Annotated in this window: 20 protein-coding genes and 1 tRNA gene; 17 read left to right on the forward strand and 4 right to left on the reverse strand. The window is 61.8% G+C overall.

Going from position 1 to position 22,983, the window contains the following annotated elements; translation table 11 throughout:
- Positions 1 to 705: 705 nt before the first annotated feature.
- The 3 genes from JFN91_RS19965 to truD all read right to left on the reverse strand — a co-directional run bounded on the left by JFN91_RS19965 (position 706) and on the right by truD (position 2,831).
- Positions 706 to 780 (reverse strand) — tRNA-Gln (locus tag JFN91_RS19965).
- Positions 781 to 799: 19 nt separating this feature from the next.
- Positions 800 to 1,642, reverse strand: coding sequence for a 4-(cytidine 5'-diphospho)-2-C-methyl-D-erythritol kinase (ispE, locus tag JFN91_RS19970; RefSeq protein ID WP_199390909.1), 843 nt, complete (start codon positions 1,640 to 1,642; stop codon positions 800 to 802).
- 37 nt (positions 1,643 to 1,679) lie between these two features.
- A complete protein-coding gene (gene truD / locus JFN91_RS19975; RefSeq protein WP_215907465.1) occupies positions 1,680 to 2,831 on the reverse strand; it encodes a tRNA pseudouridine(13) synthase TruD in 1,152 nt (383 codons plus the stop codon).
- Positions 2,832 to 3,192: 361 nt separating this feature from the next.
- Here truD and JFN91_RS19980 point away from each other — a divergent pair, with 361 nt between their 5' ends.
- The 3 genes from JFN91_RS19980 (at position 3,193) to JFN91_RS19990 (ending at position 6,681) form a co-directional block, all read left to right on the forward strand.
- On the forward strand, positions 3,193 to 6,153 hold the full coding sequence (locus tag JFN91_RS19980) for an NAD-glutamate dehydrogenase domain-containing protein (RefSeq protein WP_199390911.1): 2,961 nt from the start codon (positions 3,193 to 3,195) through the stop codon (positions 6,151 to 6,153).
- A gap of 63 nt (positions 6,154 to 6,216) precedes the next feature.
- Positions 6,217 to 6,405 (forward strand): type II toxin-antitoxin system HicA family toxin, encoded by a 189-nt coding sequence (locus JFN91_RS22540; RefSeq protein ID WP_199390912.1) that lies wholly within the window; start codon positions 6,217 to 6,219, stop codon positions 6,403 to 6,405.
- A gap of 3 nt (positions 6,406 to 6,408) precedes the next feature.
- Complete coding sequence (locus JFN91_RS19990) at positions 6,409 to 6,681, forward strand: type II toxin-antitoxin system HicB family antitoxin (protein ID WP_199390913.1); 273 nt, start codon at positions 6,409 to 6,411, stop codon at positions 6,679 to 6,681.
- A gap of 70 nt (positions 6,682 to 6,751) precedes the next feature.
- Here the strand turns inward: JFN91_RS19990 and trmB are convergent, their stop codons facing one another.
- Positions 6,752 to 7,375, reverse strand: coding sequence for a tRNA (guanosine(46)-N7)-methyltransferase TrmB (gene trmB / locus JFN91_RS19995; RefSeq protein ID WP_199390914.1), 624 nt, complete (start codon positions 7,373 to 7,375; stop codon positions 6,752 to 6,754).
- Between the two features lie 394 nt (positions 7,376 to 7,769).
- Here trmB and JFN91_RS20000 point away from each other — a divergent pair, with 394 nt between their 5' ends.
- The 14 genes from JFN91_RS20000 to JFN91_RS20065 all read left to right on the forward strand — a co-directional run bounded on the left by JFN91_RS20000 (position 7,770) and on the right by JFN91_RS20065 (position 22,949).
- On the forward strand, positions 7,770 to 9,200 hold the full coding sequence (locus tag JFN91_RS20000) for a DEAD/DEAH box helicase (RefSeq protein WP_199390915.1): 1,431 nt from the start codon (positions 7,770 to 7,772) through the stop codon (positions 9,198 to 9,200).
- On the forward strand, positions 9,197 to 10,201 hold the full coding sequence (locus JFN91_RS20005; protein WP_199390916.1) for a helix-turn-helix transcriptional regulator: 1,005 nt from the start codon (positions 9,197 to 9,199) through the stop codon (positions 10,199 to 10,201). The genes JFN91_RS20000 and JFN91_RS20005 overlap by 4 nt, the downstream gene beginning before the upstream one ends.
- A gap of 58 nt (positions 10,202 to 10,259) precedes the next feature.
- Positions 10,260 to 10,550: a type II toxin-antitoxin system RelE/ParE family toxin gene (locus JFN91_RS20010; RefSeq protein ID WP_199390917.1), complete on the forward strand. Its 291-nt coding sequence runs from the start codon at positions 10,260 to 10,262 to the stop codon at positions 10,548 to 10,550.
- A 9-nt stretch (positions 10,551 to 10,559) separates the two neighbouring features.
- Positions 10,560 to 10,853: an addiction module antidote protein gene (locus JFN91_RS20015; protein ID WP_199390918.1), complete on the forward strand. Its 294-nt coding sequence runs from the start codon at positions 10,560 to 10,562 to the stop codon at positions 10,851 to 10,853.
- A 71-nt stretch (positions 10,854 to 10,924) separates the two neighbouring features.
- Positions 10,925 to 12,085, forward strand: coding sequence for a class I SAM-dependent methyltransferase (locus JFN91_RS20020; protein WP_199390919.1), 1,161 nt, complete (start codon positions 10,925 to 10,927; stop codon positions 12,083 to 12,085).
- The gene (locus JFN91_RS20025; protein ID WP_236015280.1) at positions 12,082 to 12,690 is read left to right on the forward strand and encodes an HAD family hydrolase; all 609 of its coding nucleotides are present in this window, start codon (positions 12,082 to 12,084) and stop codon (positions 12,688 to 12,690) included. The genes JFN91_RS20020 and JFN91_RS20025 overlap by 4 nt, the downstream gene beginning before the upstream one ends.
- Before the next feature lie 145 nt (positions 12,691 to 12,835).
- The gene (locus JFN91_RS20030; RefSeq protein ID WP_199390921.1) at positions 12,836 to 14,236 is read left to right on the forward strand and encodes an aspartate ammonia-lyase; all 1,401 of its coding nucleotides are present in this window, start codon (positions 12,836 to 12,838) and stop codon (positions 14,234 to 14,236) included.
- A 180-nt stretch (positions 14,237 to 14,416) separates the two neighbouring features.
- Positions 14,417 to 14,638 (forward strand): NifU family protein, encoded by a 222-nt coding sequence (locus JFN91_RS20035; protein WP_199390922.1) that lies wholly within the window; start codon positions 14,417 to 14,419, stop codon positions 14,636 to 14,638.
- A gap of 86 nt (positions 14,639 to 14,724) precedes the next feature.
- Entirely contained in the window at positions 14,725 to 15,912 is a 1,188-nt protein-coding gene (locus JFN91_RS20040) for a phospholipase D-like domain-containing protein (RefSeq protein WP_199390923.1), read from the forward strand.
- A gap of 36 nt (positions 15,913 to 15,948) precedes the next feature.
- A complete protein-coding gene (locus tag JFN91_RS20045) occupies positions 15,949 to 18,294 on the forward strand; it encodes an endonuclease MutS2 (RefSeq protein WP_199390924.1) in 2,346 nt (781 codons plus the stop codon).
- 33 nt (positions 18,295 to 18,327) lie between these two features.
- Positions 18,328 to 19,251, forward strand: coding sequence for a dihydrofolate reductase (locus JFN91_RS20050; protein WP_199390925.1), 924 nt, complete (start codon positions 18,328 to 18,330; stop codon positions 19,249 to 19,251).
- A gap of 130 nt (positions 19,252 to 19,381) precedes the next feature.
- On the forward strand, positions 19,382 to 20,020 hold the full coding sequence (recO, locus tag JFN91_RS20055; RefSeq protein ID WP_199390926.1) for a DNA repair protein RecO: 639 nt from the start codon (positions 19,382 to 19,384) through the stop codon (positions 20,018 to 20,020).
- A gap of 163 nt (positions 20,021 to 20,183) precedes the next feature.
- Positions 20,184 to 21,533: a replicative DNA helicase gene (gene dnaB, locus JFN91_RS20060; protein ID WP_199390927.1), complete on the forward strand. Its 1,350-nt coding sequence runs from the start codon at positions 20,184 to 20,186 to the stop codon at positions 21,531 to 21,533.
- Between the two features lie 132 nt (positions 21,534 to 21,665).
- The gene (locus JFN91_RS20065) at positions 21,666 to 22,949 is read left to right on the forward strand and encodes an enoyl ACP reductase FabMG family protein (protein WP_199390928.1); all 1,284 of its coding nucleotides are present in this window, start codon (positions 21,666 to 21,668) and stop codon (positions 22,947 to 22,949) included.
- Positions 22,950 to 22,983: the final 34 nt, after the last annotated feature.

Genomic DNA, 22,983 nt, shown 5'->3' on the forward strand with positions numbered 1-22,983 from the left:
TTTTCTTGGTCCCACCATCTTTGCCATTTCCGACACCTCCGTTTGGTTGAGGTGTCTACATTAGCGGGGGAGCTTCCCAATCCGGGCAGAGCACCTCGTTGTTCTCGTCCAGGGTTTACTGCTCGCCGTCTGCCAGTCAGGGTACATCACCGGTCAATGCAATAGAATATAATTACCCTGTACCAACACGGCGGGTTCTGCATGGCACGCTGCACATATTTACGACTCTGATGAAAGACCAACTGCATCGCCTGAAGTGGGACTTCATGCTCGACCACTTCTGTAACGACAAATTCACTGAGTGCAGACTTTACCTAGCTGCAACTGATACTGGTACAGAAACACCTCATGGAGAGGTCAATTTGGCAGGTGAGGTAATGCTGTCCCTTATGTCTGGCAGGATGTGATGGCGCGGCTTGGCTGTTACTAGTTCGGCCAGTAGCTTAGCATAATGGGGAAAGAGAAATGGTCCCTTGATGTGGTCTGCACGTTGAGCCTCGATGGTGCGGGCAGCCAGGTGCCTTTAACATGTTATCAATTTGGGATGCCGATTCGGCCTAAAGGTGAGTCATTTTTGCACGCCGACTCACAGGGGACTATCCCCGCCGGACGCAGCGCCCCTGCAGCGCCGGGAAAAACGGTCACGAAAAAGGTCACCAAAGCAGAAACGGGCACTTATCAAAAAAGATAAGTGCCCGTTTTTATTGGCTGGGGCGCCAGGGATCGAACCTGGGAATGACGGGATCAAAACCCGTTGCCTTACCGCTTGGCGACGCCCCAATAATCTATTTCTTTTCTCTTACAGCGTCTGCACCGCTTCCGCGAACCAGCCGCGCGCCGCGGCTATGTCGGCCGCCGCTTTCCTGGCTACGGCTTCATCCTCGAAGATCCCGAAGACGGTGGCGCCGCTGCCGGACATCAGGGAACCCGTTGCTCCGGCGGTGAGCAGCATGTCCTTCACCTCGTTCAGCAGCGGATGCTTCCCGCAGGTGACCGGCTCGAGGTCGTTGGACAAAAGCTCGGCAACTTCTGCCGCACTGCTGTATGAACCGCGGATTATAGTGGCGGGACCCTTCTCTGTCAATATTAAATTTTGATAGACCCAGGCGGTTGGGACATGGATGCCGGGATTAACCAAGACCACCCACAGGCTCGGCATCGACTCCATCGCGGTGAGCTGGTCCCCTATCCCTTCCGCCAACGCGGTTTTCTTGAAGATAAAGAATGGGACGTCGGCACCCAGCTTCACCCCTATCTCCATCAGGCGTTGATCGGAAAGCCCCAGTCCCAGGAGTTCGTTAACCCCCATGAGCACGGTGGCGGCGTCGCTGCTCCCCCCGCCCAGACCGGCGGCCACCGGGATGCGTTTGTCGATGGCGATGTCGATACCTACCTCTTTCCCGGACAGCTTCAGGAGCACATCGGCCGCACGCCAGGCGATGTTACCGGGCCCGTCGGGCACCCCCTTCTTGCCGCAGGTGACGCGGATGCCGGGAGCCGCGCTCAGGGTGATACTGATCTCGTCACACAGGCCTACCCGCTGCATGACCATACGCAGGTCATGATAGCCGTCCGGCCTCTTCCCAAGCACGTCCAAACGGTAGTTGACCTTGGCCGGTGCCTGTAATTGCAGTTTTTCCACAACTAACTCCTTCCACCCCGCTCAAGGGGAACAGGATTTATTGATCTTTCATTACTTCGCTGAGGACGCAGGTAGCATAGGCCCCGCGCGGCAGAGAGAAATCGAAGAGCAGGTCGCTGCCATCCTGGCGCACCGAGGCAGCCGACAGCGGCACGCGCAGCGGGCGGCGCTCCCCTTCCATGCGCAGCCCCCCGGAAAGATTGAAACTCTCGGGCACCAGCCCTTCGGCAGCCAGGATCCCGGCTTCCAACTCCCCCTGCGCCCCCTTGGCCTCCATCATGGTGCAGCCGAACATGGGGCCGGTTGCGGAAATCTCGAAGGCCTGGACCCGCGGCGCCTCGGCGGCAGCGTCCTGAACCAGAAAACAGGCGCCGTTGTCATGCTTGAAGGCGATGTCACCCTCTTCCACCTGGTCCAGACGCTCCATCCTCTGCTCCAGCACCAGGTCGAACAGGGAAGACTGGAAGGCGGAGAGGTACAGCCTTTTCATGCGCGGTTGTACCGCGTGAAAGGCTTTTTCGTAGGCGTCGGGGCGCTGCTGTAGCCGTCCCAGCAGTTCGCGTTCGGTGCGAAAGTGCCCGGGAAACAGGGCGAGGCTTCCGGCCAGGTCGCCCTGCCGGTAAGCTGCGATGGCCTGCCGCCAGCGCTCGTCCGTCACCTGCGCGGGATCACCGATCAGCGTATCGACCGCGGCCCTGAAGTCGCGACGCAGCATGGCGGCGCCGATGTCGTGGGTGTTCCCCTGCACACCGTAGCGCTGCGCACCAAACCGGTTGGGTACACCGCGCGATGACAGGACCGCCAGCACCGCCTCGGCCTGTGCCAGCGCGCCGGGTGCCACGTCGCGAACCCTGATTTCAAAACGGTTTCCCTTCAGGTGCCCGAGCCGCAGCTTGTTGCCGTGCAGAACGGCGGAGAGCACCTTGATACCGGGGATATCCAGGGTGCGCACCTTGTCGGGTGCGACCCGCGGGATAGAGACGGTCTGGCGGGTGATACCCACGGCGTCTTTCATGCCGGCGTAACCGATATCCCGCTCCTGCACGCCAAGAGCCTTGGCGAGACGGCGCACCGCTTCCAACGTTGCGATGCCCCGCTTTTCGATGGCGACGTAGCAGTGCTCCCCCTGCCCGCCGGGGAGGTACGCGGGAATCTCCTCGACGATGAAGTCGTCGGGGGTGTTTTTCATTGTGCCGCCGATACCGGGCACCTCGGCAGTCAAATATCTCTGCACCGTTCCTCCATCCGAACGTTCTCAATCCCGGCATCATACCCAGTAGCAGGTCCAGTTTCAACTGGTTTTGTCAGTGGCAAAGAATCATCCATCCGGACCTTGTCACCTGCCTCCAGTGCCTCCTCCCTACCAGATCTCCTGCAGCCACGACCGAAATTGCCTTTGCAAGAAGCTGCTGCTCCGAGAGGCGATACGGCTGCACCGTTTGCTTATAGCAAACTTTTTTCCGCCAGAAGCAAGTTCGTTTTAGTAAATTGCGTGGTCATTGATATACTGGTGCAGGAGCAGTTATATCGAAGTTAAAGGGGAATGAAGCATGACCAGCAAGGCCAATGTCAGAAGAAGCGTCGCCAGTGAGCTTTCCGAAAATCGCAAGTGGCTGAAAGAGCAGATAAACCCTTACTTCTTCACATCCATGCAGGACGAACCGGAGGCACTGGTGCTTCTGGAGCGCGAGCTTCTTTCCCTCAAGAGCAACCGGCGCCTGATCCTGGCGGACCGCGACAAGAGCCTGATCCTGGCCAGGGTCAACGAACCCGGTTCGCTGTACGATTCGCTGCGGCACTTCCAGGACCGGGAGATCTCCTATGCCATGATCACCCATTCCGACGGCCCCATGCCCGGCATGAGCCAGGCGCTGGAGATACAGCGCTTCGAGTTCGACCGCAAGAGCAACGACGACATCAAGGCATGGAAGGAGGTGCAACTCCCCCAAGGGCTGATGCGCAAGACCGCCGCCGAGTTGCGCGCGACCTATCCCGAATTCGACATGAAGGAGTTCGACCGCCTGCTCAAGATCCTCTGGCTCAACAACGAAAGTTACGTGAAGGTTGCCTCGCCGCTGCGCGTGGCCCAGGTGCTGCAGCTGCTGCAGAAATCGAGCAGGAGCGGCGGCTTGTACCTCCACGTCGAGCCGACCCCGGACGTCAAGATATCGAGGGTGCATTTCGCGGTGGCGAACCCGCCCCAGAAGGAGTTCCTGCTGCAGCTCATGGAGGTGTTCAACCGGCTCGACCTCGGCGTCAACCGCGCCTACTGTCTCACCATCTCCAACGGCATCCACCCCTACTTCCTGGGGACCTTCCTGGTGAACCGGCGCTCCGGCGAGGTGCTGGAGCCGGGCTCCGAGCTGTACCGCAGGCTGCAGCAGGAGCTCTACAACACCCAGATCGTCTCGACCAAGAGCTACACCTACCGCGAGTTCGTCACCAACAACGTCATGACCGGCGAGGAAGCCTCCCTGGTGAACGCTTTCATCGCCTTCTGCCATACCAACCTGGCCCATAACCAGCCGGACCGGTTCGGCCTGGACGACGTGCAGAACGCCTTCCACGCGCACCCCGAGATGTCGCTGCAGCTCGTGAAGCTGTTCAAGGCCCGCTTCGACCCAGCCATCACCGAGAGCCACCCGCTCTACGCCTCCATCCGGGAGGAAACGGTGCGGGCGGTGAATGACTACAACACGGGCCACCGCTACCTGGACGAGGTGCGCCGCGCCATCTACCGCTGCTGCCTCATCTTCATCACCCATACCCTGAAGACCAACTTCTTCGTGCTGGAGAAGCAGGCCTTCGCGTTCCGGCTCGACCCGAGCTACCTGACCGAGCTGGGGCCGGCCTTTACGGCGGACCTGCCCCAGGCGCTCCCCTTCCGGGTCACCTTCTTCTTCAGCCGCTTCGGGTTTGGCTACCACATCGGCTTCTCCGACATCGCCCGCGGCGGCTGGCGCACCGTCATCGCCCGCAACATGGACGACTTCATCACCAACTCGAACACCATCTTCCGCGAGAACTTCGTGCTGGCGCATACCCAGCACCTGAAGAACAAAGATATCTACGAAGGGGGCTCGAAGCTGGTGCTGATCCTGGACTCCTCCGACCTGCAGCGCGGCGGTGAACGCCAGATGGAAAACTGGCGCCTGTACAAGCTGCAGCACGGCGTCACCAATGCCTTCCTGGACATCTTCGTGACCGACAACGGGGTGGCCAGGTCGCCCGCGGTGGTTGACTACTACCGCGAGGACGAACCGATCGAGCTGGGGCCGGACGAGAACATGCACGACTCCATGATCGAGAACATCGCGCGCATCTCCAAACGGCGCGGCTACATCCTTGGCATCGGCATCATGTCCAGCAAGGAGGTGGGGATCAACCACAAGGAGTACGGCGTCACCTCGACCGGCGTGGTGAAGTTCGCCGAAATCACCATGGCGGAACTGGGCATCGACATCTACCGCGATCCCTTCAGCGTGAAGTTCACCGGCGGCCCCAACGGAGACGTCGCGGGTAACGCCATGCGCATCCTCCTTGAGCGCGCCCCGCAGGTGGCGATCAAGCTGATCCTGGACGGCACCGCTGCGCTATGCGACCCCGAGGGGGCCGACCGCAAGGAGTTGGGGCGCATCGTACTGCAGCAGGATCTCGATGCCTTCGACCCGCAGGCGCTGCACCCGGGTGGCTTCCTGCTCTACCGCAGCGGCAGCCGGCGCGACGGCCTGCGCGAGTTGTACCGGAAGGTGAGCAAGACCAACGAGGGGCTCAGGGAGGAGTGGATCTCCACCGACGAGTTTTCCAGGGTCTACGCCGGGCTTCCCTTCACGGTGAAGAGCGACCTCTTCATCCCTGCCGGCGGGCGGCCGGAGACGATCGACAAGGACAACTGGCAGAACTACCTGCTGCCCAACGGCGCCCCTTCCGCGGGGGCCATCGTCGAGGGGGCCAACTCCTTCATCACCCCGGAAGCGCGCGTGCAGTTGCAGAAGAAGGGGGTCATCATCATGCGCGACGCCTCGGCCAACAAGTGCGGGGTGATCTCCTCCTCCTACGAGATCATCGCCAACCTGCTCCTTACCGAGACGGAATTCATGGCGCACAAGGAGCGTTACGTTCAGGACGTCCTGGAGATACTGGAGCAGCGCGCGGCGGACGAGGCACGGCTGATCCTGAAGCGGCACCGCGAGCAGCCGGGACTTCTCTGCACCGAGATCTCCGATGCCTTAAGCGGCGAGATCAACGAGCAGTACGCGACCATCTACCGCTTCTTTCAGAACCGGCCGCAGTTGTGTCTGCAGCCCATCTACCGGAAGGCGATCCTTGCGCACCTGCCCAAGATGCTGAGGGAGGAGCCGAAGTACGCCAAGCGCATCAAGAACCTGCCCCAGAAATACCTCTTCGCCATCCTCGCCGCCGAGATCGGTTCATCGCTGGTCTACCGCGGCGACCGTGAGGCGGACTTCGAGTCGACGCTCAAGGGGCACCTGATGCGGATGTTCTCGTAAAGGATTAGAGACAGCTGCACCTTTTCTCCTTGCTCATCCGTAAGTACTCTGTATATAAATGGAATGGGTAGCCGTGAGATCATCAGACGACTGGAAGAAGAGGGGTGGCAGTGTGTCGGCGGCAAGGGGGATCATCGGAAGTTCAAACACCCCATGAAGCAGGGACACGTTGTCGTCCCGTGTCCGCGCAAGGACATTCCAATCGGCACGCTGCGACATATCTTCAAGCAAGCGGGTTGGGAGTGGAGGTAGGAAATGTTGTACCCGGTTTATCTACACGGAGGTGACGACAAACACGCCCACGGGGTGGTCATCCCTGACTTCCCTGGATGTTTTTCAGCAGCCGACTCAGAAGAAGATCTGCCCCGCATGATACAGGAGGCTGCAGAGGTGTATTTCGACGGGGAAGACATGGAAATCCCGCCGCCGACCCCTCTTGAACAGCTAAAGAAGGACCCTAACTACGAGGGGGGCATCTGGCGCATGGTCGACATCGATGTCACCAGACTGTCTCGCAAAGGACATTAAGAGAGCAACACCAGCACAAAAAAGAGGGGGACACCGAACGGGTCCCCCTCTTTTCGTTTGTCACTCCCAACTACTTCACCTTGTAGTGCATGAAATAGATCTGCTTTCCCTCGGCCATGAACTTGCGCATGTACTTGGAAAGATGGTAGCCGGGAAACTCGTGGCGGTAGAGATCCGACCCGAACTGGTTCTCCAACGCCGCGATACCGGGCAGCGCGTTGGCAACGTCGATGCCGTAGTCGTCGAAGTCGGTGGCAAAAAAGAAGTCGGCACCGGGAACCATGTAGTCCAGGAGAAACTCGATGAACTCCTGGTTCACCAGGCGCCGTTTGCGATGCCGCTTCTTGGGCCAGGGATCGGGGCAGTTGATGTAGATGGCGGAGAGGCTCCCCTTGGGGATGCGTTCGGTGACGAAGGCACGGGCCTCGTCGCGCACCACGCGCACGTTGGTAACGCCATGGCGGTCGATGCGGCGGCAAGTCTTGTCGCATCCCTTGTTGTAGAAGTCGATGGCAACGAAGTTGGTATCGGGCTGGTCCAGTGCGGTTTTGAGCATGAAGTCTCCCACGCCGCAGCCGATCTCGAGGGCAAGCCTGTTGTCGTTGCCGAAAATGCCCGGCCAGTCGGGCGGGGTGGGAAGATCTTGGAGTCTCAGGTAGTTGGGTGATTCGATGTGAATAAAAGATTGCGTCATCGGTACCTCTTGCGGATTTTGTCGCGGGGAACATAACACAAAAAAACGTGTCACGCAAAGCCGCCAAGACGCCAACAACACAAAAACCGTAAAGGGAAACCAAAAACCAACACTTTTTATCTAACGCAAAGCCGCAAGGTCGCAAAGATAGACGGAAAACGAGGCTGAAAGACCTAACGCAAAGGCGCAGAGGCGCGAAGACGCTAAGAAAGACTGGCGAGGGTAAAAACCACGATCCATTTGTTATTCCTTTGCGCCTCTGCGGCTTTGCGCCTTTGCGTTAAAGCTTTAGTTTTTACCCCTGCGCCCCTGTTGTCCTTTCTGTCATTGCCATTTTTCTCACAACATGCTAATTGTATCCGGTTGAAATAAGGCAAAAAAGGAAAACACAGACATGAAATTTACCGAGCTGCAGCTGCCGGAACTGGTCCAGAAGGGCATCGACGAAACCGGCTTCACCGACTGCACACCGATACAGGAAAAGGCGCTGCCTCTGGCCCTCACCGGCAAGGACGTCGCGGGCCAAGCCCAGACCGGCACCGGCAAGACCGCCACCTTCCTCATCACCGTATTCACCAAGCTGCTGAGCCAGCAGAAAACCGGCGCCGTCAATCACCCCCGCGCCCTCATCCTCGCACCGACCCGTGAGCTGGTGGTCCAGATCGAGAAGGACGCCCAGGCCCTGGGCAAGCACACCGGCTTCACCGTCCAGGCCATCTACGGCGGCGTTGACTACATGAAGCAGCGCGACGCACTGAAGGCCGGCGCCGACATCGTCATCGGCACCCCGGGACGCCTGATCGATTACCTAAAGCAGAAGGTCTACTCCTTGAAGGACATCGAGGCGCTGGTCATCGACGAGGCCGACCGCATGTTCGACATGGGCTTTATCGCCGACCTCCGTTTCATCCTGAGAAGGCTCCCCCCCTACGACAAGCGCCAGAACCTCCTTTTCTCCGCCACCTTGAACACCCGCGTCATGGAACTCGCCTACGAGTTCATGAACATGCCGGAGAAGGTCTCGGTGACGCCGGAGCAGATGACCGCTGAACGCGTGGAGCAGGTGCTCTACCACGTGGCTCGCAAAGAGAAATTCCCGCTGCTCCTCGGCCTGCTCCGCAAGATGGGCATGGAGCGGACCATGATCTTCGTGAACACCAAGCGTGAAGCGGAGTACCTGCAGGACCGCCTCAACGCCAACGAGTTCCCGGCCAAGGTGATCTCCGGCGACGTCGAACAGAGAAAGCGGATGAAGATCCTCGCCGACTTCAAGGCCGGTCTGCTCCCGATCATGATCGCCACCGACGTCGCTTCCCGCGGTATCCACATCGAAGGGGTATCCCACGTCATCAACTATGACCTGCCCCAGGACTGCGAGGATTACGTGCACCGCATCGGCCGCACCGCCCGCGCCGGAGCCGAGGGAATGGCGATCTCGCTGGCAGACGAGGACGGCGCCTTCTTCATCGAGGCCATCCAGGAGTTCATCAAGCAGAAGATCCCCACCGAGTGGGCGGAGGACGACATGTTCGTCCACGACTACAAGAGAACCGCCCGGCCTCCGCGCCGCACCGAGGAGAAACCCGGCGGCAGAGGCGGCAAATCCGGCGGACGTGGCGAGAAATCCGGGCGCGGTGAATCCCGCGGCAGAAGCGGCAGGTCCGGTGCCGGCAAGGAGAAGGCGGAGCAAAAGGAAACTCAGCCGACCGCCGAAACCACACCTACCGGGGAGGCGGCCGCTAACGGCGATGCACCGGCCAAGCGCAAACGTCGCCGTCGCAAGCCCAAGGCCAAGCCGGCAGAGCAGCAGCCCGAGCAGCCGTGACCGGAAAGGGACGTCCCCCGCGCAAATACTCCCAGGCGGGCCGGGTCCACGACGTGATCCGCCTCATCGAGGCGCGTCACGGCATCTCAGTGGCCGAGCTCGCCGAGGAGACCGGCGTAAACAAGCGCACCATCCACCGCGACCTGATCGCCATCCAGGAGGCGGGCTACCCACTCATCTCCGATTGGCAGGACGGGGAGAAGGTGTACCGCTTCCTGACCCGGTTCAAGGACGTCCCTCCCATCAGCTTCACCTTGCAGGAGCTGATGACCCTTTCCCTTTTGCGCTCCCAGCTCGACCTCCTCAAGGGAACCCCGTTCCTGGAGGACATGCAGAGCGTCTTCCGCAAGGTGAACTCGGTATTGCCGCCGCGCCTCGCCGCCCATATGGAGCGGATAGCCGAGGTGTCCCTGCCGCTTCTGCAGGGGAAGCGCGATTACTCCCGCTGCGCCGAGTACCTGCAACTGATCCGCAACTCCCTGCTCTACCAGCAGACCGTGGTCATCTCCTACCGTACCCCCAGCCGTCCCGAACCGGTCGACTACCGGGTCGATCCCTACACCCTGCTCTTCCAGAAAGGCGGCATCTACCTTTTGGGCTACGCGCAGGAGCGCGAGGCACTGCGCACCTTCGCCATCGAGCGCATCTGCGCCGTCGAGCCGCTGAAAGAGCGTTTCGAGATACCGGAGGGATTCCACCCCGGCTCCGCGCTTGGTGAAGCGTTCGGCATCGTGGCCGAGCCCCCCATGGACGTGGCGATCCGCTTCTCCGCATCCATCGCCCATGCCATCAGGGACCGCGTCTGGCACTCGTCGCAGAAGATCGAGGAACAGCAGGACGGCACGCTGCTTTTGAACTTCCATGCCGGCGGGAAGATGGAGATCCTCGCCTGGCTCCTCTCCTACGGCGCCCACGCCGAACTGCTGCAACCGGCGGACTTGCGCGAGGAACTCGCCGCGATGGCCACCGCGACCGCCCAACTCTACCACGCTCACCTGTAGTTCTAACGCCCTGCGTCCACACGTTGACATCTTGTAGCCAGCCGGATACACTAAGGTCATGGCAGAAATCCGCAAAACAGAGACCTTTGCTAAGTGGCTCGATAACCTGCGTGACGTACAGGCAAAAGCACGCATTCTCATCAGGATTGAACGCCTTGCAGCAGGAAACCCTGGAGACGTCAAGGCCGTCGGCGAAGGGGTTTCCGAAATGCGGATTGATTATGGCCCCGGGTATCGCGTCTACTTCACGAAACACGGGGACAAGCTGATAATTCTTTTGGCAGGCGGTAACAAAAGCACCCAAGGCCGGGACATCAAGAGAGCAGTGACCCTTGCACAGGGACTTTAGGAGCTGAACATGGCAAAAACGATGACTACCCCTTACGATGTCGCTGAGCATCTCCAGACACCCGAGGAGATGGCAGCTTACCTGGAAGCGTGCCTGGAAGAATCAAATGGCGACGCAGCTTTCGTCGCCAAGGCTCTTGGTGACATAGCACGTGCCAAAGGAATGTCACAAGTCGCCCGAGACGCAGGTCTTTCGCGTGAAAGCCTCTACAAAGCCCTTTCCGGGGAACGCGTCCCCAGCTTCGACACCATACTGAAAATAGTGGCGGCTTTGGGCCTGAAGCTACACGCGCAGGCGCGATAGAGCTTTAGCCCGCGTTGACAACCATTTTCGTTCCGTATATAAAAAGACCTTCAGATTCAGGAGGGCTTTTAATGGCTGACGAAGTGGCAACGACGCAACTGGCAGAAATCATCCTCAAACGCATCCGCTCCCGCGGTGACATCACCTTCGCCTCCTTCATGGAGAGCGCTCTCTACGAACCCGACCTGGGCTACTACACTTCCCCGGGGCGCAAGGTAGGCGCCGAAGGGGATTTCTACACCAGCATGAACGTGCACAGCGCCTTCGGCCGCCTGATCTCCCGCGAGATCGGACGCTTCTGGGAACTGCTCGATCGCCCCGAATCCTTCACCGTCGCCGAAGCCGGCGCGGGGGGTGGGCAACTGGCGCAGGACATCCTGGACGCCATCACGGAGGAGAATCCCAGCCTCTACGCCGCCCTCACCTATCGCCTGATCGAGAAGGAGCCGTCCCTGCAGGAGGCCCAGGCCGCACGGCTCGCGCAGCACGCCGACCGCCTGGCCTGGAGCTCGCCGCAGGAACTTTCCGACGGCGCGCTCAGCTTCACCGGCTGCATCATCTCCAACGAGCTGTTCGACGCCATGCCGGTGCACCTGGTCGAGATGGCGGAGGACGGCCTTAAGGAGGTTTTCATTTCGGCGGACGCCGACGGTTTCCGTGAAAAGCTCCTCCCCCCGTCCACCCCGGAACTGGCTGCCTACCTGGCGAAATTCGAGGTGCGCCTCATGCCCGGCCAGCGGGCGGAGATCAACCTCGCCGCACCGGCCTGGATCGCCCGCGCGGCCGCGACGCTCGAGCGCGGCTTCGTGCTCACCATCGATTACGGCTACCTCGCCGAAGAGCTCTACACCCCGCAACGGCGCAACGGCACCCTGCTCTGCTACCACAAGCACAGCACCAACGAGAACCCCTACCAGCTGGTTGGGGAGCAGGACATCACCACCCACATCAACTTCAGCTCCCTGATCGAGGCGGGCAAGGAGGAGGACCTGGTCGCAGTCTGGTACGGCGAGCAGTACCGGTTCCTTTTGGGGGTTGGGCTCATGGAGGAACTGATGCAACTCGTGGCCCAGGCCAAGGACGAGCATGAAAGCCTGAAACACCGGCTGGCCATCAAGAAGCTGATGATGCCCGAAGGCGGTATGGGTGACACCTTCAAGGTGCTGATCCAGGCCAAAGGGGTGGCAAACCCGCAGCTTCTGTGCATGAGGAAATGGGGGATGGGGCTTTGACCATCAAAGCCATCGTCTTCGACCTGGACGGGACGCTGTACCAGGAAGACCGCCTGGGAGAGGAGGTCAACCAGAGCGCCATCCACTACGTGGCCGACCTAAAGGGGGTGGCACCGGCTGAGGCGGAAACCCTGCTGCAGGCGACCCGCGCCGCCGACGGCGCCGGCGGCACGCTCAGCCGTGCCGTGGTGGCCCTGGGGGGGACCCTGCAGGAGATGCATCTCCGGTTCGCCGCCGACTGCCACCCCGAACAACTGCTCAAGCCCGACCACCGTGTCCGGGTGCTCCTGCAACTTCTCTCGACCCGCTTCCAACTGCACCTCTACACCAACAACAACCGCAACCTCTCCAGCAGGATCATGAAGCAGATCGGGGTGGACGACCTGCTGGAGCGGGTGTTCACCATCGAGGACCACTGGATCCCCAAACCCGATCGTCGCATCATCGAGGACATCCTGGCCAAGATCGACTGTCGTGCGCAGGAGACGCTCTTTGTCGGCGACCGCTACCGCGTCGACCTGGCAGTTCCGGAAGCCATGGGGTGTGCTGTCTTTGAGATGAAAACGACCGAAGAGCTGCTGACACTGGCAGATCTGGTACACTGATAGCGCCATGCTGAGACACAGGCTCTGCCTGATTCTCCGCCCAATGTCACAGTGACGCGCCGAAAGCCGGGGCTGACGGCACAAAGACAGTGCAGAGTGTTTTGATCGACAGCATGCCAAGAAACTTGTTTTTGAGGAGCTAGTCATGGCACACCGGTTGGAAAAGGACACCATGGGGACGGTCGAGGTCCCCGAAGGCGCCTACTACGGCGCCCAGACCCAGCGCGCAGTCAACAACTTCCCCATCTCCGGCTTGAAACCCCACCAGGCGCTGGTGCGGTCCACGGTACGGATCAAGAAATGTGCGGCCATCGCCAACATGACCACGCACAGACTTGCCAGGGAATTGGGCGAGGCCATCGTCCAGGCAGCCGACGAGGCACTCGCGGGCCGGTTCGCCGACCAGTTCGTGGTCGACCCGTTCCAGGCCGGCGCGGGCACATCCCACAACATGAACGTGAACGAGGTGCTGGCCAACCGCGCCAACGAGATCCTGGGAGGCCAAATCGGCGACTATGCACGGGTCAACGCCAACGACCACGTCAACATGGCGCAGTCCACCAACGACGTCTTCCCGACGGCGATGCGCCTGGCGGCGCTGGAGCTGGCGCAGGAACTGGACAACGAACTGCGTGATCTCTCCGACGCGCTGGCGCGCAAGGGGATCGAGTTCGACCACATCCTGAAGTCCGGCCGCACCCACCTGCAGGACGCGGTGCCGATCCGCCTGGGGCAGGAGTTTTCCGCCTGGTCCATCGCCATCGCCAACAACCGCTCCGGCATCGAGCGCACCTTTGCCGGGCTGCGCGAGCTGGGGATCGGCGGCACCGCAGTCGGAACGGGACTTAACGCGGAACAGGCTTTCATCGACCTGGTCGTCGAGGCGCTCGCGCGCGAGACCGGGCAGGAGTTGACCCGGGGCGAAAGCCTCGTCGAGCGGATGCAGAACATGGATCCCTTCGTCGCCCTCTCCTCCAGCGTCAAGGGGGCCGCGGTCAACCTGATCAAGCTGGCCAACGACCTGCGCCTGCTCTCCTCCGGCCCCCGCACCGGTCTGGGCGAGATCAACCTCCCCGCCATGCAGCCGGGCTCCTCGATCATGCCGGGCAAGGTGAACCCGGTACTGCCGGAGGTGACCAACATGGTCTGCTTCCAGGTCATGGGGTGCGATCTGACCGTGGCGCTGGCGGCCCAGGCCGGGCAGCTGGAACTGAACGTGATGATGCCGGTCATCGCCTTCAACCTGCTCTTCGCCATGGAGATCCTGAAAAACTGCCTGCACCAGCTGACCTCGCTCTGCATCAACGGAATCACCGCCAACGAGGAGCGCTGCCGCAACTTCCTGGACCAGTCCGTAGGGCTCGCCACGGTGCTCGCGCCCAGCATCGGCTACGCTGCGGCAGCCGAGGTCGCCAAGGAATCCGCGAAAACCGGCAAGAGCATCCGGGAGGTAATCCTGGAGCGTGGCATCCTGACCGAGGAGGAGTTCGAAGAGGTGCTGGCCCCCTACCCGCTCACCACCCCGGGCGTGCACGGCAAGGATTAGCAGTACCAAGGCCAGCGAAACAGAGCCGGCAGAGCCCTCACCCGCCCTCCGGACACCCTCTCCCGGGGGGAGAGAGACAGACGGCACACCGTCGTCGGGGGAGTGTCGGCGGGCTTTGCAATTATTGTAAAAATCCTATAGACTCATACCTGTTCCAAACCAAAGCACACGGAGGAGTACATGACTGAAGAAGTAAAAGCGATACTGGAGAACATCAGGCCGGCGCTGCAGGCTGACGGCGGCGATGTTGAACTCGTAGAAGTGACCGACGACGGGATTGTCAAGGTGCGCCTGGTAGGGGCATGCGGCCACTGCCCGATGTCCACCATGACCCTCAAGATGGGTATCGAAAGGACCATCAAAGAGAAGATCCCCGGCATCAAGGAAGTTGTTTCTGTCTAACGGGTATTCCCCTTAGTCGTTACACCCGAAGCGCGGAAGTAACCGGTTGACGTTATTTCCGCGCTTTTCGCTTTTGGGTTGGGCCTATGACCACCGTGCGGCGAAAAAGAAAGCAGTTGCTGTTTCAGACGGCGAAGTTCTTCGACTTCTTCAGGAGGAACACCGAGGCCGCCACGTTCCTGGGCAACCGCGCCACGCTGTACCGCTACGGCTCCGAATTCTTCACTGCCCTTTTGGAGGCGCTGCCCGAGGCCAGCGAAAGCATCTGCCTGGAGTTCTACACCATCGCCGATGACGAGACCGGGCGCATGGTGGCCGACGCCCTCCTCGCCGCAGCCTCGCGCGGGGTGCGGGTCTACGTGCTCTACGATTACATCGGCTGTTTCGACACCCCTGCCGCTTACTTCAAGAGACTCGCCAAGGGAGGCGTCAACTGCGCCCCCTTCAACCCGCCCCCCTTTCGCCGAGGCCTCGCCTGGTTCGACAAGCGCGATCACCGCAAGATCGTCATCATCGACGGCTGGCGCATCTTCACCGGCGGCATGAACATCGCCGACGTCTACTCCGGCTTCGGAAAGAAGAAGACCAAGTGGCGCGACGTGGGACTGAGGATCGAAGGTGAGGCAGGGCTGGAGTTGCTGCGCCTGTTCCGCGAGGCCTGGACCGAGGAGGTCGGCGTGCCTCCGGTGGGAACCGATCCCGCTCCGCTGCCGGAACTTGACGGCGATGCGAAAGTCATGGTAGTGAACGGCGGACCGCACCAGAAGCGCAGCTTCATCAGGAGCGCCTTCCGGGTTGCCATCGCCGGCGCCTCGGAGAGCGTCACCATCGCCAGCCCCTATTTCATACCGGGACCGCGGGTGATCCGTTCCATGCTGCGGGCGGCTGGACGAGGGGTCCGGGTGAGGCTGCTACTCCCCTACAAGAGCGATGTCCCGCTGGTGCGCCTGGTGAGCCGGACCTACTACGGCCAGTTGCTGAGAAATGGCGTAGAGATCCACGAGATGGACAGCGCCGTGCTGCACGCCAAGGTCCTTATCATTGACGGCGACTGGACCATGGTCGGCTCCGCCAACATGGACCTCAGGAGCTTCCACCGTAACTATGAATTGAACGTGGTGGTCGACAGCCACGACTTCGGCGCCCAGGTCGCCGACATGCTGGAAGCCGATTTCGCCGGCACCCGGCGCATCGTTCTGCACGAGCACGAAAAACGGGGTTGGCCGGTGCGCTTCCTGGAGCGCCTGTTCAGCCCGGTCGCCTGGTTTTTGTAATCCGCTTTTCCTGTTTTTTCCCCCGGAGTTATCTACATGATCAACAAGGACACCCTGAAGCGGCTGGAATTCGACAAGATCCTGGAAACCGCCGCAACCTTCGCCCACTGCGAGGCATCCCACGAGGGAGCCCTTGCCATAGCACCGCTACGAACCCGCCAGGAGATGGAACTGCGCCTGGGGCTCGTCGACGAGATCCGCAAGCTGACCCGGCTCGGCATCGCGCTGAAGCTCGCTCCCTTCGAGGACATCACCCCGCAGGTCAGGGCGGTCCGTCCCAAGGGCGCGGTCATCGCCCCCATTGCCCTGCAGCGCTTCATCCCCACCCTGCGTGTCATGGCCGCGGTGGCCTCACAACTATCCTTCCGCAGCGACGTACCGCTGCTCCTGGCCGAGGTCGGCTGCATCACCGGATTCCCGGACCTTTTAAACCCGCTCGAGCACACCGTCAACGAGGAGGGTGAAATCCTCGACACCGCCTCCCGGCTTTTGGCCGACATCCGGGGCAGGAAGAAGGGACTCACCACCCGCATCAAGAAACGGCTCGAGGAGATCGTGCGCGAACGGCACACGGCGATCTTCCTGCAGGACGACTTCATCACGCAGCGCTCCGGGCGCTGGGTGATCCCGGTGCGCATGGACTCCAAGGGGATGGTCCCCGGCGTGGTGCACGACGTATCCAACTCGGGCGAGACCGCCTTCATGGAGCCGCTGGAGATCATCGGCCTCGCCAACGAACTGGAGAACCTGGTGGCCGACGAGCGGGCCGAGGAGATCCGCATCGTCCGGCAGATCTGCGACTGGATCAGGGAGGACGCCGAGACGATCCTGCAGCAGTTCGAGGCGCTGGTGGAGCTCGACATCCTCAACTGCATCGCCACCTTGAGCGACCGTCTCAGGAGCGAGACGCCGGTCATCGCCGACACCCCGACCATCCTGCTCAAGGCGGCACGCCACCCGATCCTCACCCTGATGGGGAAAGACGTGGTCCCGCTCGACCTGGAACTGGCAGCGGAGAACCGCGTCATGGTGGTCACCGGCCCCAACACCGGCGGCAAGACCATCGCCATCAAGAATGCGGGACTTCTTTCCGTCATGGCCCTGTGCGGCATGCCGGTCCCTGCCCTCCCCGGCACCGTGCTGCCCAAGGTCGACAGCATCCTGGTGGACATCGGCGACGAGCAGTCCATCGAGGAGAGCCTCTCCACCTTCTCGGCCCACATCTCCAAGATCTCCAGCATCATCGAGCATGCCGACCGCGGCGCCCTGGTGCTTTTGGACGAGCTCGGCACCGGCACCGAACCGGGACAGGGTGCCGCCATCGCCTGCGCCGTGCTCAAAGAGTTGCAGAACAAAGGGGCACTGGTGGTGGCAACCACCCACCTCACCGAGATCATCGGCTTCGTGCAGCGCGAAGCCGGGATGGTGAACGCGGCCATGGCCTTCGACCGGCAGAAGCTGGCGCCCTTGTACCGGCTGGTGGTCGGCGAACCGGGCGAGTCGCATGCTCTCGAGATCGCCAGCCGCTACGGCCTCCCCGAACGGGTGGTCAGCTTTGCGCGGGGCATGATCGGCACCATGGAGGCGGACTTCCATGCCCTGCTGCGTGACCTGAAGGAAAAGCGCGAGCAGTTGGACCGCACCCTGGCCGAACTGGCCGAGCGCGAAGAGAAGCTGACACGCGCGGAGCACAACCTGGTGGACCGCCGCGACGAGGCGGCCCGGCTGGTTCAGGATGCCCGAGAGAAGGGGCTCCTGGAGGCGCAGCAGGTGATCGCCAAGGCCCGTCGCGAGGTGGCGGCCATGATCGACGAGGCCAAGCGCGACAAGGCGCGCGAGGCCAAGGAAAAGCTGGACCAGGCGGCACGCGAGGTCGAAGCCGCGCTGGACGGGTTGCACCCCGAGGAGAACGTCGACCCGGACCAGGTAGCAGCGGGCGATGTCCTCTTCGTGAAGCCGCTCAACTGCGACGCCACCATCCTCTCCGTGGATCGTCGTGCCGGGCGTGCCCGCGTGCGCGCCGGGAGCATGGAACTGGACGTCGCACTGGTATCGCTGTTAAAGCCCAAGGGGAAAGAGCCGAAGAAGGTACGTAAGCAGCGCGCCCGGCAGCAGGAGGCGGAGGCCGCAGCCTCCGAGCCCGCGACCAGCATCAACCTGCTCGGGATGCGGGTGGAGGAAGCCATCGGGGAGTTGGAGCCCTTCCTGAACCACGCCGCGCTGGAGCGGATGTCCGAGGTGCGCGTCGTGCACGGCAAAGGGACCGGCGCCCTGATGAAGGGGGTGCGCAGCTACCTGACCGGGCACCCGCTGGTGGCGGAGTTCCGCACCGGCGAGCGTTTCGAAGGGGGCGACGGTGTCACGGTGGTGACGCTGCGCTAGTGTAATGCGATCACAGATGACTGCGGAGGCCTTATGATCATCTCCATCATTGCTGCCATGTCTGACAACAGGGTGATAGGCGCGCACGGGAAGCTGCCGTGGGATATTCCCGCCGATCTCGCTCGTTTCCGAAGCCTCACCATGGGACACGCAGTGCTGATGGGAAGAAAGACCTTCGAATCGATCGGCCATCCCCTGGACGGACGCAAGAACATCGTGCTCAGCAAGAGCATGGGGAGGACCGACGGGGTCATCGTGGCCCGCACCCTCCAGGAAGGGATCGCGGCCGCCGAGGGGGACGAGGAGCTCTTCATCTGCGGCGGCGAGGCCGTGTTCCGGGAGGCGCTCCCCTTGTGCCAGAGGATCTACCTCACCGTGGTGCACGGACAGTACGAGGGAGACGTGCATTTTCCGCAGCCTCCCTGCTCCTTTGCGGAGATGCACCGGGAGGAGTTCCTGGAAGGCGCCCCCCCCACCAGCTACGTGGTGCTGGAGAAGGTGGACCAGATCCAGCCGGGGAGTGACGTCTACGAACTGCGGCAAAAAGGGGTGGAAGCGCTGAACCGCCAGCTCTACTTCCTGGCACGCTGCTGCTTCGGGCAGGCACAGGCGCTGGAAGATTCGGCGGAAACTGCGTCCGACTTGGCCTACAGCCAGGCCAAAAGCGGCGGGGACCCAGGGGAAGCACTGAAGCTCGCGGAGAGGGCCTTCCGCGACGATCCGGACAACCTGCGCATCCGGTTGAACCTGGGGCGCATCCTGGTCCTCGCCGGCGAAAAGGGGAAAGGGCTGGAGATGCTGCGCAAGGGGGTGCAGGCAGGCGGCGGGCAGGAGTTCTACACCGAACTCGCCAAGTGCGGCACCAGGGGGACCCCGCCCATCAAGTCCCTCCCCAGAAGCCACCCGCTGAACCGGTACTTGGGGATTTTGATGCACAGGTTGAATATGCGGGGGTAAGTCCATCCTCCTCCCCCTCCCCAGCCCTCCCCCTCCGGGGGAGGGAGTAATGACCCGGCCGATAAGAAGGCCATCGTCTCTGCAGATGCCCCGTTGACTCCACCCCTGCCATGATGCTACTTTCCTGTCCATGAAAAACACGGAGGCTGAAGGGATAGTGCTGCGCCTCACCGACTTCGGGGAGGCGGACCGTATCGTCACCTTGTTCACCCTGGAACAGGGGAAACTGCAGGGGGTGGCACGTGGCGCCAAACGGAGCAAGAAACGCTTCGCTGGGGCCCTGGAGCCCTTCGCACACCTCAAACTACAGTTGCACCTCGGCACCTCCCTTCCCACGCTGTCCAGCGCCGACATCGTCGGCATCTTCCCCGGCATCCGCGCCGACCTCGCCAGGATCGGCTGCGCTGCCTACGCCTGCGAACTGGTGGAACGGCTCACCCCGGAAGACGAACCCAACCCGCGCCTGTTCCGCCTCCTGTACTGCTACCTGGAACGCCTCAACGACGCCCCCGCCTCCCCCTCCGACCGCCGCTTCTTCGCGGTCAACCTCCTGAAGATACTGGGCTACCAACCGGAACTGCAGGTGCGCGGCGTCTCCGAGGAAACGGCATCCCTCCTGGCCCGTGCCATGCAGACCGGCCGTTTCGGGGCCGTGGTCTTTCCGGACGCGTTGCTGCGCGAGGCGGACCTCCTTTTGAACCCCGCCATCGACCTCCACCTGGACCGTGAACTGAAGTCGCTGGCCTTCCTGAAGGAGTGCGGCGTGTAGCTGCCGCACCGGGCACCGAAAGGTGCGGCGTAACCCGCCAAGATTCTTTTGCAAACCGTCAATTTTGTTGACCCCGGCGCCGGTAACAGGTACTATTCGACGCTTCAGTCAAACCCGTATGTGCAGCCGCGCCCAGGCGCTGCTTTTTGTTTTTGAGGAACGCATGAACCAAGCGGACATGAGAAAACTGCCGCCGCAGAGCATCGAAGCGGAGATGTCGATCCTGGGAGGGATCCTGGTCGACAACGAAGCGATCAACCGGGTGCTTGAGGTCCTTTCACCGGAAGAAATGTACCGGGAGAGCCACAGAAAGATCATGCGCGCCATGATCGAACTGAACGAGCGCGGCGAGCCCTGCGACCTGATCACCATGACCACCATCCTGCGCAAGAAGGGTGAGCTGGAAGAGGTGGGTGGCGGCGCCTACCTGGCTACCCTGGTGGACTTCGTCCCCATGGCGGCGAACATCTCCTACTACTGCAAGATCGTGAAGGAGAAGTACATCACCAGGAAGCTCATCTCCGCCGCCACCGACATCGTCAGCAACGGTTTCGAGGACAAGGTGGAGGTCGAGGAACTGCTCGATTCCGCGCAGAAGGTGATCTTCGAGATTTCGGAAAACAAGCTGCGCCCGTCGTACTACAAGGTCAGCGACATCCTCAAGGACACCATCAAGAACATCGAGCTCCTCTACGAGAAGAAGGAGCTGGTGACCGGCGTCCCCACGGGCTACAACGACCTCGACAAGCTGACCGCGGGCTTTCATGCCGGCGACCTGGTCATCATCGCGGGACGTCCGGCGATGGGTAAGACCACCTTCGCACTGAACGTCGCCCAGTACGCGGCGGTCGATTCGGACAAAAAGTTCCCGGCTGCCATCTTCTCGCTGGAGATGCCCAAGGAGCAGCTGGTGGAGAGGCTTCTCTGCTCCGCCTCGCGGGTCGACCTCACCCGCCTGCGCTCGGGGCACCTGCAGGAAAACGACTGGCCCAAGCTGATCAAGGGCGCCGGGCTTTTGCACAACTCCAAGATCTTCATCGACGACACCCCCTCCATCACCGTGATGGAACTCCGCTCCAAGGCGAGGCGCCTCAAGGCCGAGCACGACATTGGCATCATCGTCATCGACTACCTCCAGCTCATGCGCGGCGGCGCCAACAGCGAATCGCGCCAGCAGGAGATCTCTGAGATCTCGCGCTCGCTGAAGGCGCTGGCCAAGGAACTGAGCATCCCGGTGATCGCCCTGTCACAGTTGAACCGAAGCCTGGAGCAGAGAACCGACAAGCGCCCGATGATGAGCGACTTGCGCGAATCCGGGGCGATCGAGCAGGACGCCGACATCATCATGTTCGTCTACCGCGGCGAGGTGTACGACAAGGAGAACGAGGACCTCAAGGGGAAGGCGGAGGTCATCATCGGCAAGCACAGAAGCGGTCCCATCGGCACCGTCGACCTCGCCTTCAGGGGCGAGTTCACCCGGTTCGAGAACCTCAGCAACAGGGAAGAATATTAAACCGTAACCAATAGAGTTCCCTCCCCTGGAGGGGGAGGGCTAGGGAGGGGGCGCGGTTGCCTCTCAAGCGTTCCCCCCACCCCACCTCCCCCCTCCGGGGGGAGGAGCAAACAACAATAGAAAGGAACGTAGATGAGCAGATACCATGCAATGACGGAAGTGCCGGCTACCGCCGGATATAAGGAAGGGGACGTACTGTTTCTCTGCGGCGAACTGTTCGGCCGCGGCTACGCCAACGGCATCGTGGACGAGGCCAGGGCCAAGGGGATGACCATCATCGGCGCCACCGTGGGGAGGCGCGATGCGGACGGCACGCTGCGCCCGCTCAACGAGGAGGAGCTGACCACCGCCGAGGCGGGGCTGGGCGGCAAGATCATCAACATCCCGCTGGAGGCAGGGTTCGACATGGAGCCCGGCAAGGACGGCATCGCTCCGGTGGACCGTTTCAAAGGCGTCAAGCCGGATGACTGGGCTTCGGTCAAGCTGGACCCGGCAGAGGTCGAGTACTCCAAACAGCGCGGCACCGAGCGCTTCTGCAAGAACCTTGCGGCCGTGGTGGCCGAACTGGAGCAGATGATCCCGGCCGGCAGCAAGCTGCTCGTGGTCCACACCATGGCCGGCGGCATCCCGCGCGCCCGCGTCTTCATGCCGATCCTGAACAAACTGTTCAAGGGTCAGGGCGACCGCTTCCTCTCCTCCGAGGCCTTTTGGACCTCCGACATGGGCAAACTGTGCGACGCGAGCTTCAACGAGGTCACCGCGGACACCTTCCGCTACCTGATCGACGCAACCGCGGGCCTCAGGGAGAAGCACGACACTCATTACGCGGCCTACGGCTACCACGGCACCGGCGTGCTGATCAACGGCGTCATCACCTGGCAGTCCTACACCCCGTACCTGCAGGGGTGGGCGAAGATCCGCCTGGAAGACATCGCCATCGAGGCCTGGGAGAAAGGGATCAAGGCGACCGTGTACAACTGCCCCGAGATCCTCACCAACTCCAGCGCGCTCTTCCTGGGCGTCGAGAACTCCCTCTACCCCCTCATGGGCGCCCTGCGCACCGAGGGCGTGGAGTCGGTCGTCAACGAGTGCCAGGCGCTGCTGCGCGAAGGGACCACGGTCGACGACCTCCTTAAGATCGCCAACACCTACCTCACCTCCGAGCTCATCACCAGCACGCGCGACTTCGACAGCTGGCCGCAGCACAACAAGCCGGAGCAGCAGGAGTACATGCTGAACACCTCCGCGGAGCTGATCAGCATGAACGCGGACCAGAAGGACATCGTCTGCGCGGTGCTCTCACGCGCCGTGTTCCAGGGCGTCGGCAGCCTCATGTTCAACAGCTCGTGGAACCCACAGGCGCCGGTGTTCTGGCTGAACCATGACGTGATCGCCAAGACGCTGGCGAAAGGCTAATCGGAAAGCAAACCGGGGGGGCGAGACATGTTTC

It is taken from the genome of Geomonas anaerohicana, assembly GCF_016458305.1.
Taxonomy (GTDB): Bacteria; Desulfobacterota; Desulfuromonadia; order Geobacterales; family Geobacteraceae; genus Geomonas; species Geomonas anaerohicana.